Genomic DNA, 12,016 nt, shown 5'->3' with positions numbered 1-12,016 from the left:
TACTTACCCGTTCATCCTTCCTTAACGCGGTGGTGGGTGATGCTAGTTGGGCTACAAAGAGGAACATCATTCAGCGTGAGATACAACGAATACTCCCGGATTCGGTCGATTGGGATTGCCAAGAAGCCATTGGCCCTATCCAGGGCCTCGCACTTAATGTGGAAAGAGTTTTGTTGAGCTTAAGGAATAGGCAGAAACAAAGCCAGGATAAATGGAATGTTCTGCAGTATTGGTCGGGGACCATTCATTAATCGGGCTCTTCACGATTTAGAGTGCGTTGATCCGGTTTTGTAGCTGTCCGGAGTGGATCAGACACCGCAAGATGTAGTGGTTGAGATTCCCGAAGCCCAGTGCGATGCCGCGTAGGTGCTCAAGCCGGCCGTTGATCGCCTCGACCGGGCCGTTGGACACCCCGACATCGAAGTACGCCAGGACGTCGTCGCGGCGACGCCACAACGTGCGGCCGAGTTGGGTGAGCTCCTCCAGCCCCTTCGAAAGCCCTCGGCGACAAGTAACTGATCCCGGAGTGCCGACGACGTGTGTTGTACCTCGTGATCCACCGGAACACCTCCCGTCGACACTGAACCGGCGATGCCCAGCTACCAGAACCTTGCAGCGTCTCCCGCTTCAGCGAGGCATTGAACGACTCAGCCATCGCGTTATCCGCACTCGATCCAATCCGGCCCATCGACTGGCGGATCCCCAGCCTTCGACAAGTGTCCTGGAACGCTGATGAGGTATAGACGAGTATTCTAGACAGCCTGACAACGCTGGTACACGATACCCACCAGGAGATGAAAGCTGGACTTTCTCGGCTCTCCCCAACTTTGCAACAGCACCAGGAAAAGTAACGTTGCCAGCTCCACTCTGCCTAACATCACATCGGAATATCCGGGTAGGATCAGTTAAAACCGGGTCAAACCCGGTAACCTCGGTCAGAAGCACGGGGACGCCCCCTTGATCCGCATCAGCAAGAAAGGTCCCGTAGTGTCTGAGCTCTGGTTATCGGCTGACGACATCGCTACCCATCTCGGAGTCTCGAAGGACACCGTCTACACCTGGATCGCGGACAGAAGCATGCCCGCCCACAAAATCGGCCGCCTATGGAAGTTCCAGGCCAGCGAGGTCGACGACTGGGTGCGGCGAGGTGGCGCCTCAGCATCAGGAGGCTCCGAATAAATGCTACCGATGTCGCCACCGGTAAACCCACACACCTTGATATACCGCTACAACATGGAAGGAGATTCTATGAACGCAACTTACGATGCGTCATCCCAGTACTCCCTCTCCTTCACTACCGGCGGACTTTTGACCCGCGAAGCAGGTCTTATCGCGCCGCTATACCTGCGAAATCAAGACTGGCAAGCAGTCCGACGGACCATCACCGAAGACAACCTGCTTCAAGTCCGCACCATCTCATCGCGCACACGCATCACACGTGAGGCTATTCAGCGGCTCAGTGTCTTAAACGACTCGGAGATAGAACTCCTCGTCGAGGCAAGCCCTACCGAGCGTTGCCACCTCATGTGGGTTGCCGCGTGTCGTCGCTACGAACTGATCGGTGACTTCGCTGAAGAAGTCCTTCGTGAGCGTTTCTTGCTCATGACCCCGACGCTCAGCTTCGATGACTTTGATCGGTTCATCACGGGCAAGAGCCTGTGGCACCCGGAGCTTGACGATCTCAAAAATTCCACACGGGCGAAGCTTCGCCAGAATCTTTTCCGGATGCTCCGCGAGGCGGGGCTTCTCACTGTACATGGCGATATTGTCCCGGCAGTGGTCTCCGGACGAGTGCTGAGCCTCTTTCAATCCCACATGCCGAGCGATGTGCGTTTCCTGCCGACCACCCTGCCTGTTGAGGTGAGCTCCCAATGAAGAGTATGACTAATGAACGAAACCTCCAGAATGAGGAGCAACATGTATACGAGGTGCTGCGCAGCAAGCGGTTCCTCAACATGGAAGGACTCTCAAAGGAAGTTCCCTTCTTCATTTATCACTACCCGCCAGTGTGGGAACTCGACGTGCGAGCTGCGCGTAACCGAGTGACCACCAAGCTTCGCAGCGATGACGGGCTGCGCGTCATTGAGATCAACCTCTATGACCTCGCGATCATGCTCCTCAAAAAGCGAGGAGTGTGGGAGCGGCTCTTCGCCTTGGAACTTACCCAGGACAAGTACGAATTCCGCGAGGCCCTCCAGGGAATGCTTGACCCGCATGACCATCTCGCGCCCGCCATCCGTGAACACCTCGCTGAGAACCCGAGCGACATGGTGTTTCTTACTGGCATTGGTGAGGTATTTCCCTACATCCGCACTCATACCGTGCTGGAGAACCTACAAAGCGTGGTGGTCGGCAGACCGATGCTCGCTTGGTTCCCGGGAACCTACGAGTTCACACCGGCAGGTGGTCACCAGCTCCGAGCACTCAACCTCACCACGAGTGATAGCTACTACCGGGCCAAAGACATTATGGAACAGGAAGCATGACGATGACCCAGATCAACGAAATCTTCGCCAAAGACGTTCAGCGCCCCATCGAAGGTGTCATCAAAGCTGACGACACCTCCCAGCTGGCTGTCGAGATCGAGGAATACGTCCTCACTAACGAAGCCGCCAAGGGCGTCGAACAGGTCTTGGAAGCCTACACAAACTACACCAACGCCAACGGTGTCTGGATCTCCGGTTTCTTCGGCTCAGGCAAGTCCCACCTGCTCAAAATGCTTGCTCACCTCCTGGGTGATATTGACGGGCACGATTACCCGCGCAGTAAGGTGTCAGAGTCGTTCCGTACTAAGTCCGAGGACGCATTCCTACCGGCATTACTCGCTAAGGCCGACTCGATCGCGGCCAAGAGCCTGCTGTTCAACATTGATCAGAAGGCCACATTAATCAGCAAGGACCAAAGCGACGCTCTGCTGAAGGTCTTCGTGAAAATCTTTGACGAATCTCGTGGTTACTACGGCAATCAGGGCCACATTGCACGCTTCGAACGTGACCTCGACAGCCGCGGTCAATATCAGGAGTTTAAGGACGCATTCTCCCGTATCGCTGGAATCCCGTGGTCGCAGGGGCGGGAACAAAGTGCACTGGAAGCCGGACACATTGACCAGGCTTTCGCTGAGATCAACGGCAGCCCGAGTGCCGGGATCATCCGGCAATACAGCTCATCGTACTCCGTTTCGATTGAGGACTTCGCTGACGAAGTCGCCGATTGGCTGACACAGCAGCCTGAAGGCTTCCGGATCAACTTCTTCGTTGACGAGGTCGGCCAGTTCATCGGAACCAACAGTCAGTTGATGTTGAACCTTCAGACTATCGCTGAGTCACTCGCGACGAAGTGCAAGGGCCGAGCCTGGATCTTTGTCACCTCCCAGGAAGACATGGAAAAGATTGGCGGCGACCGCACTAAGAGCCAGGCCAACGACTTCTCCAAGATCCAGGCACGTTTCGCCAACCGCCTCAAGCTCACCAGCCAGGACGTCGAAGAGGTCATCCGCAAGCGACTGCTGTCTAAAAACGATGAAGGGTCAGTAGAGGTCGCCAAGATCTACGCGGCTGAGCACGCCAACTTCAAGGCCCTGTTCGACTTCGCCGATGGGAACCGATACCCGAATTACCGCGATAAGGACCACTTCGTTGGTTCCTACCCGTTCGCGAGCTACCAGTTTTCGCTATTCCAGTCCGCGATCGAAGGGATCTCGGATCATAACCTCTTCGAAGGGCGCAACAGCTCTGTCGGTGAGAGATCGATGCTTGGTGTCGTCCAAGAGGTCGCTCAGCAGCTTGCTGGCAAACCCCTCGGACAGCTGGCCTCGTTTGACCAAATGTTTGCTGGTATCCGTGCCTCGTTGAAAGCGGCCAACCACCGCGCCATCTTGAACGCTGAAAATAGTGGAAAACTCAGCGAACTCGCGATCCGGCTGCTCAAAGCGCTATTCCTCGTGAAATACGTCGACGGGTTCAAAGCGACGACACGCAACCTGACCGTACTGGTCTACAACCGTTTCGGCACAGATCTAGCTGCCCTGTCGAAAGAGGTCATCGAAGCTCTCGCAGCGCTGGAATCTCAGACCTACATCCAGCGCAATGGTGACGTATACGACTACCTCACCAATGAAGAGCAAAAGATCGAGCAAGAGATCAAAAACGTTGACATTGACTCTTCCGAGGTTGCGGGGAAGCTGGCGAAAATGCTGGCTGAATCAGTGGTGAAGACGAGCAAGGTCGTGTACGCGAAAAACAATCAGAGCTTCCCCTTCGGGTACAAGCTTGACGGTGCACCAGTGGGCAAGCAGTATGAACTCTCATTGCACTTCACCAGTCCCGATACCTACTTCAGTCTGGACCAGATCAAGCAACACAGCATTGGGCTTGATGAACTGCGAGTGGTACTCCCTGCCGATAGTGAAAGAATCCTATTCGACCTGCGCCTCCAGCTGAAAACTGACAAATACGTGAAACGTGCCCAGACCAGCAGCCGCACAGCCATTGAGCAGACCATCTTGCAGGCCAAGGGCACTCAGAATGCCGAGCGCGAAAAGGAAATCGTCGAGCGACTACGCAGTGCTGTTGGTCACGCAGTGCTCATTCACAACGCGGCGATTCTCGATGTGACCTCGGTCGACCCGGTGAGCCGGATCAATGAGGGATTCCAGCGGCTAATCGCAGCGACGTATACCAACCTGGGTCAGCTCGGTGGTCACGCATTCGGGGAAAAGGACATTTCGAGGCTGGTGAACCCACCTGAGGGGGCTTTACTCGATGAGAGCTTTAGCATGCTTGAGGTCCCTGGTGGAGATCTGCTGGGGCACCTGGAGATGCGGAGTAAACGCCACGAACAGGTCACCATGAGACAACTGGTCGATAGGTACACGACCAAACCGTACGGCTGGGATCACTGGTCGACCGTCTCCATCGTGGCGTACCTTGCAGGCGAGTCCAAGATTGAGATCACCCTGGACGGGACTCTCCTTAAACGTACTGAGATCGCTGCCACACTGCGCAACACGCAGAAATACTCGCATATGGTCATTGCACCTCCGCGGGTGTTCGATCAGAAAGTGGTGTCTTCCTTCCGTAAGTTCGTCATGGATTTCACTGATGAGGGTGCCATTTCCAAGGATCCTTTAGAGCTTGCACGAATGGGCAAGGAACTCCTGGACAAGAAACTCGTCGAACTAAAGTCGCTCAGCGCAGGCGCGCGCTATCCGTTTATCGATCAGCTCGATGAGCCCATCAGTATGCTCACGCAGCTGTGTGGCCACACCGCTGAGTGGTATATCTCCGATTTCCCTGGCGCCGATGATCTGCTCGATGCCAAAGACAATGTCATCGACCCGGTCAAAGCGTTTCTCAACGGCAAGCAGCGCACGATCTACGACACCGCTGCAGAATTCATGAAGACCCAGCAGGTAAATCTTGGCTACCTGCCTTCAGATGTCGCGGGTGAGGTGTCACTCCTTCTGGAAGACCCACAGGTCTTCCGCGGAAACAAAATCAGCCGGTTAAATTCCGCAGTAAAGGCACTGGAAAGCTGCGTTCAGACTGCTATTGAGGAGCAGCAGGCTGAAGCGATTGACGACATCAATGCGCGTTGGCAGCATATCCCCGCCGGCAAGGCCTACCAAGATGCAACCGAGGTCGCACAGCAATCGGTTACCCAGAAATCCCAGACAGTACTCGACCGGGTCCGACACGAAACCCAGATCCCGGTCATCCGATCCCTTGCTACAACGTTCGCTGACACCACCTACCCTGAGATCCTCGACGAGCTCGCGGCTGCTGCCCCCGCCCCAGAACCCGTGGTTAACTCGGACCCTGACATCCCAGATCCGCCCGCGCCAGTACCGGCGAAGCACACCATTGCGATCAAAAGGATTCCCCTCCCGGGTACAGGTGACGTGCTTGAAACCGCAGAGGACATCGAACACTACCTGGATCAGCTCCGCGAGACACTGCTGATCGCCATCAACAACAACCAGCGCATCGCGCTCTAGACAAGTAGGACACGCACACATGGACACCAAACCCCTAGAGCGCTTCGCCACCTGGGCCCGCCAGGAACTGCTCACCGCAGTCGAAGCCCAGGCCACCACCGTACTCAAAGCAGACTCGGTCGCCCGCACCGAACGAGCACACTCAGTCAGAGCACTTGAAGCCGAGATCAATCGACATGGGCGTGAGCATGTGATCGACAAGGTGGCTTACACGTGGTTCAACCGAATCATCGCGCTACGATTCATGGACGCTCGCGGTTACACCGATACGGGCGTCGTCTCTCCTGCACAGGGACAACCACACGGTCAACCGGAAATCCTCGCGGATGCCAAACGCGGCAACATTGATACTGATGTCATCACCAAAAGTCGCACTGCTGACGCCATTATCGGGCTCCTCGACGGCACCCGCCGCAGCACTGATGCTGAAGGTGAGGCGTATGCGTTGCTCCTCACTGCATATTGCCACTATTGGCACGGGCCGATGCCGTTCATGTTCGAACGCGAGGATAACTACACCGAGGTTCTTGTTCCTGCGAACTTGCTCGCTGACGGCGCTATCCTGTCTCGCGTGACCGAGGTGCTCACCGCGGACATTTGTGATGACGTTGAGGTCATCGGCTGGCTCTACCAGTTCTATATCTCGGAGAGAAAAAATGAAGTCTTCGCTGGATTCAAGAACAACCAGAAGGCCGGTGCGGACGAGATCCCCGCGGCCACCCAGCTCTTTACTCCGCATTGGATCGTTCGCTATCTCGTCGAGAACTCCCTCGGCCGCCTCTGGATGCTCAACCATCCCCGCTCGCAACTGGTTGACCAGATGGACTACTATATCGCGTCTGTCGACGAGGAGACAGATTTTCTCAAAATCAGCAGTCCCGAAGACCTGAAGGTCATCGACCCGGCTTGTGGGTCTGGACACATGCTCACATATGCTTTCGATCTCATCTACGCGATATATGAGGAGGAGGGCTATGCGCCATCCGAAATCCCCGGATTAGTCCTCACCCACAATCTTTACGGCGCAGAGATCGACCCACGCGCTGGATCGCTCGCTGCGTTCGCACTCACCATGAAAGCGCGCGCCAAGCAGCGGACTTTTTTCAACAAACAGGTAAAACCAAATATCTGTGTGATTGAACCGATCTCGTTCAGCCCCGTGGAGCTGGACTTCCTGGTGACTCCTAGTGGTGACCGGAACGAGGAGATCGTCTTCTGGAACCAATTCGCTGAAGCTGACACACTGGGCTCGCTGATTCAGCCTGATGCTGCCCTAGCCATTCAGTTAGCATGTCGCCTTGAAGTCCTCGATGACGATGGCGACATGCTAAGGGTCGCCACGATCGATTCGGCGAAGCGAGTTCTCACCCAAGCTGACTATCTGACCCAGAGATACCATGTAGTCGTAGCGAATCCTCCTTACATGGGATCCTCAAATATGGTGGGCGTTCTTGGAAATTTTATACAGGAGCGTCTACCCGACTCGAAAGCGGATCTCTTTGCCACTTTCATTGAGAGATCTCAGACCCTAGCTCTTCGCGGTGGGCGCCTCGCTATGATTGCGAAACAGAATTGGCTCTTCCGTCCAGCGTTCTCCGCATTGCGTAGCAAGTTCTTGGCGGTTCACCAGTTGGAACAGGTTCTCCACTTCGGTGCTGGTGCTTTTGACAGTATTAGCGGTGAGATCGCTTCAACCGCAGCATTTGTGGTGCGGCTAGACGATTCCAGCGGTCGAGACTGCTGGTTCGCACGTCTCGTTGATGGAGAAAGTGAGTCTGTGAAAGAAGCAAACCTTCGCGAAGCTATAACTCAAGGGCAACGTGTTTTCCGTCGTAAGCTTAGCGATTTCCTAGCTATTCCGGGTGCTCCCGTCTGTTATTGGATGTCAGACGCTGCTCTGGACGCATTTGCTTCCGGTCCATATCTCGGTGATGTCCTCAACCCGCGCGAAGGAATGGCAACTGGCAACAATGCTAGGTACCTGAGGTTCTGGTGGGAAGTGTCCACTAGCGCGACGAAACGCAATGCACTTACGCGGGAGGAGGCTTTTAGAAGTAAGAAGCGTTGGTTCCCTTACAACAAAGGTGGCGGACCTAGGCGTTGGTACGGGCACGACGATTACGTTGTTGACTGGTACCAGGATGGGCATGAGCTTCAAACAACATTACATCCAAGTGGTAGTAGGATTTGGGCGCACAATTTCAACCTGGATTTCATATTCAAAGAGGCTGTTTCTTGGTCTTCTATAACGACTCGTGGCCTTGCTCTGCGTTACTACCCGCCGGGATTCCTGTTCGATGCAGCTGGCTTGTCTGCCTACCCACGAGGCGAAGGTGATGCCATGTTTGCAGCGCTGGCCCTTGTAAACTCCAGTTATGGCTCTGAGTTCGCAGACCTTCTTAACCCCACGCACCATTTCAAAGCCGGGGATTTTGCCCGACTGCCGTTGCCCAAAGTAGACCTTAACAGGATGAAGCAAAGTGTGACCACCGCAGTCCAAATCGCAAAGCTGGACTGGCGTTCTCAAGAAAACGCACCTGACTTCACTACATTAGTAGTGGCCCCGACTTCGGGGACCGTATCCTCGTGGATGGAGCAATGCCGCGCGATAGGTGAGGAGCGTACCTCTGATCTCCTTGAGATCGAGCAAGCTATCCAGGATGAAGTCGGGGCAGTGCTAGAGGAGAATAGTCATTCGGTTTCAAGAGAACGAGCGGATATCACTCTCTTTGGCAATGAGCTGTACGTACATGGGAATGCGGAGGACCCCGGGGCCGGTGCACGGCGGGATCTCATCGTGAAGTTGCTTTCCTATGCGGTGGGTTGCATGTTTGGGCGCTACAGCCTTGATGAACCAGGGCTGATTCTCGCGGACCAGGGAGCGACGTTGCAGGATTACGTAGCGAAGGTCCACACGCCGATCTTCATGCCAGATGCAGACAATGTTATTCCGATTCTTGCTGATGACCGGTTCGAAGACGACATTGTCGCCCGATTCCGGCAGTTCCTCCGCGCAGCGTTTGGTTCCGAGCATTTCGAAGAGAACCTGCGGTTCGTTGAAGAATCACTCGGAATCAAGACCTTGCGGGACTACTTCATCACGAAGACAGGCAAGTCGAAGTTCTATGAGGATCATGTGCAGCGCTACAAGAAGCGTCCGATCTATTGGATGTTTTCCAGCCCGAAAGGTTCCTTTAATGCGTTGATCTACATGCACCGCTACACCCCGTCAACGGTATCGACGGTACTTAACGAATACTTGCGTGAGTATCGCGGCAAACTGGAGATCGCTTTGCAAAACGCCGAACACGAAGCAACAGGCGGCGGGTCAACGAAAGCGCAGAAGGAAGCCGAACGGATACGTAAGATTCTCGTCGAACTAGCCGAGTACGAGCACGATGTGCTGTACCCGCTGGCGACCCAACAAGTCGCAATCGATCTTGATGACGGCGTGAAGGTGAACTACCCGAAGTTCGGCACGGCCTTAAAGAAGATCAAAGGTCTCGAGGCAACTGAATGAGCAAAGCTGTCTCAATTCAGGATCACCTGGTATCACGTTTCGCCCAGCACCGTCTGGTGATCTGGCACGACGCGGAAGGCAACTACGCGGCCGACCTCGACATTCATGTCCCGCCCGGCGTCACTGTGCTGCGGGTCGAGGACAACGAGTTCGCACTTAAGCACCGTGTGCTGCGTGAAGACTCGAGCAGCAACTACTTGATCTACCGAGCCGGCCCAATTCCCAAGGGTCCTGCGAACTGGTTGCTTGACCTGGAGCTTGCTTACGGTATCTTCACCGCCGATCGTGGCGCGCTGCTGCGCGCCGACCTCGGACTTAGTGTTACCGGCGCTGAGGAACTCATTGCTGCACACGATTCCTTCTTCGCTACCAGTAAACTCGTCGCGAAATTTAAGGATCTCCTACGAGATAATGACGATCTCGTTACGGTGCAGGCAAAAATGTGCGCCGTCGTGCTAGGTCAGAAGGAACACAGCTTCTCGGAACTGATGCGCACTCTTCTCGTTGAGCATGCCCACGGTAGCAGTGCCAGTTATGACGGACTCGTTGAGCAGAATCTTGCGGAGTTCCACTGGAATGGTGCAGCCAAGATCTATGGCTATAAGGCTGAGATGCCGAGTATGGCCGGATTCGTGCTGTGGATGTTTCGCCAGGCCGCAGCAGATTTTACTGCCTCAACCTCTCGCGCTGCGCGCAATATTGAAATTGACTTCCGTAGCTTCCGCGATAATCGCCAAAGTACCCAGGCGCTTAAGACCCTCGCGCGTCAGGCTGAAAAGAACCTTGACTATGCCGAGCAGGCATCTACTGCATCCCTGGATGAACTCGTCGCCTCCGATATTTTTGATGCCGGCGAGAAAGAAATCATTCTGCGGCTGATCAACGCGATCGCCACGCACACGATGTCAGAACGCGACATCGCTGAAACCATTCGCTCACGCCGCACGAGCATATGGTTCGATGACCATGCCACACTTTATACGGCACTCGATGCCGCAGCGGAATTACTCCCGTTAATTAAATCCACCCAACTCGACATACCGACCTTCGATCAGGGGCTTACCCGCTACCGTGATGAATGGTACCGAATAGATCAGCTGTACCGGCAGTTCACCCATGCAGCTCATACCGCGGAGTTCAAGCAACCCCTGGAAGCTTTAACCGAACAGGTCGAAAACGCCTACGTCAATGACTTCCTCTACCGTCTCGGCACTACCTGGCAGCAACAGGTCGATACGATAGACCAATGGAAAAGCCCCGTGCTTACTTCCCAAGGGGCATTCTTTGACCACTACGTCGCACCGATTATCCACGGTGGCCGCAAAAAAGCCGTCGTCATCATCTCCGATGCGATGCGGTACGAAGTCGCCGATGAGCTGCACGCTCGGATCCGCGGTGAAAATAAGTATGAAGCCCAGCTAGAGGCAATGCTCGGGGTGCTCCCCAGCTACACCCAACTCGGCATGGCATCATTATTGCCCCACCAGGCCCTCGCCCACTCTCCCGACGGTGATCCCGTGCTCGTGGATGGGCAACGCTCGAACGGGACCAGCAATCGCGCCAAGATCCTTGCCGCAGTGGGAGGTACCGCGATCCAAGCCGGAGATTTCCTCAAGCTCAAGCCGAGCGAGCGCCGTGACCTGTATTCAGCGCACCAGGTTCTCTACGTTTACCACGACACCATCGACGCCACCGGTGACAACGCAGTCTCAGAGCGCCGCACATTCACTGCTGCGGCAGAGGCGATTGAGGAACTCATCAGCCTTGTGAAGTCACTCGCAAGCGCGAACGCCACCAATATCCTGCTCACCGCCGATCACGGTTTTCTTTATCAAGACGAAAAGCTTCCCCCACAGTTCAATCTCACGGTGAAACCACAGGGCGATAAAATAGTTGCGGAGAAGCGTCGATACGTACTGGGCCGGGGGCTAAAAGACGATCCCGCGTTCCGGAAGTTCCTACCCGAACAGGTGGGCTTAACTAGTGAGGTCGAGATTCAGATCGCGAACTCAATCCATCGGATTATCCGACCCGGTGCCGGATCCCAGTTTGTCCATGGAGGTGCCTCACTCCAGGAGATTATCGTTCCCGTAATCACTGTCAACAAGCGGCGTTCCGACACGGTCGAACAGGTCAACGTGGATATTCATCCCGAGACCGACAAGATCACCACCGGCCAGGTCGTCGTGAAACTCTACCAGTCGATGCCGGCAACCGATCAACGGCTGGCTCGGCGTCTGAGGGCTGGGGTGTACTTCGGTGAAAAACTGATTTCCAATCAGGTCGAATTACTTTTCGATCATACGAGTAGGGAGGGACGCGACCGATTCCAAAGCGTGGTTCTTTTGCTGAGTAAAGACGCTGATCAGGCGAACAACCACAGCGTGGAGTTCCGGTTGGAGCAACCCATTCCAGGCACTGATGAGTGGAAGCGGTATAAGAGTGCGCCGTATACGATCAAACGTTCGTTTACTTCAGACTTTGACTTCTAAGGACTCCTG

At 55.0% G+C, this 12,016-nt stretch carries 6 protein-coding genes and 2 pseudogenes; 6 read left to right on the top strand and 2 right to left on the bottom strand.

Annotation, left to right across the window (positions count from 1 at the left end):
* Nucleotides 1–267: 267 nt before the first annotated feature.
* Together CATRI_RS06430 and CATRI_RS06425 are read right to left on the bottom strand one after the other, a co-directional pair.
* A pseudogene (locus CATRI_RS06430) lies at nt 268–492 on the bottom strand (transposase); the annotation flags it as partial.
* Nucleotides 491–745, bottom strand: a pseudogene (locus CATRI_RS06425) (integrase core domain-containing protein); the annotation flags it as partial. The pseudogenes CATRI_RS06430 and CATRI_RS06425, both read right to left, overlap by 2 nt.
* A gap of 242 nt (nt 746–987) precedes the next feature.
* On the opposite strand from CATRI_RS06425, the gene CATRI_RS06420 reads away from it, so the two are divergent.
* The 6 genes from CATRI_RS06420 (at nt 988) to pglZ (ending at nt 12,007) form a co-directional block, all read left to right on the top strand.
* On the top strand, nt 988–1,179 hold the full coding sequence (locus CATRI_RS06420; protein WP_290220776.1) for a helix-turn-helix domain-containing protein: 192 nt from the start codon (nt 988–990) through the stop codon (nt 1,177–1,179).
* Nucleotides 1,180–1,248: 69 nt separating this feature from the next.
* Entirely contained in the window at nt 1,249–1,875 is a 627-nt protein-coding gene (locus CATRI_RS06415; RefSeq protein ID WP_290220775.1) for a DUF1819 family protein, read from the top strand.
* 5 nt (nt 1,876–1,880) lie between these two features.
* A complete protein-coding gene (locus CATRI_RS06410; protein ID WP_290220774.1) occupies nt 1,881–2,486 on the top strand; it encodes a DUF1788 domain-containing protein in 606 nt (201 codons plus the stop codon).
* 2 nt (nt 2,487–2,488) lie between these two features.
* On the top strand, nt 2,489–5,995 hold the full coding sequence (brxC, locus tag CATRI_RS06405; RefSeq protein ID WP_290220773.1) for a BREX system P-loop protein BrxC: 3,507 nt from the start codon (nt 2,489–2,491) through the stop codon (nt 5,993–5,995).
* Between the two features lie 19 nt (nt 5,996–6,014).
* Nucleotides 6,015–9,515, top strand: a complete 3,501-nt coding sequence (gene pglX / locus CATRI_RS06400; RefSeq protein WP_290220772.1) for a BREX-1 system adenine-specific DNA-methyltransferase PglX — start codon at nt 6,015–6,017, stop codon at nt 9,513–9,515.
* Nucleotides 9,512–12,007, top strand: coding sequence for a BREX-1 system phosphatase PglZ type A (pglZ, locus tag CATRI_RS06395; protein ID WP_290220770.1), 2,496 nt, complete (start codon nt 9,512–9,514; stop codon nt 12,005–12,007). Before pglX ends, pglZ begins: the two co-directional genes overlap by 4 nt.
* The last annotated feature ends 9 nt before the right edge of the window (nt 12,008–12,016 follow it).

The organism is Corynebacterium atrinae (assembly GCF_030408455.1).
Lineage (GTDB): Bacteria > Actinomycetota > Actinomycetes > Mycobacteriales > Mycobacteriaceae > Corynebacterium > Corynebacterium atrinae.
Note: the sequence above shows the minus strand (reverse complement) of the source record. Positions and strands in the feature narration are given on the sequence as shown.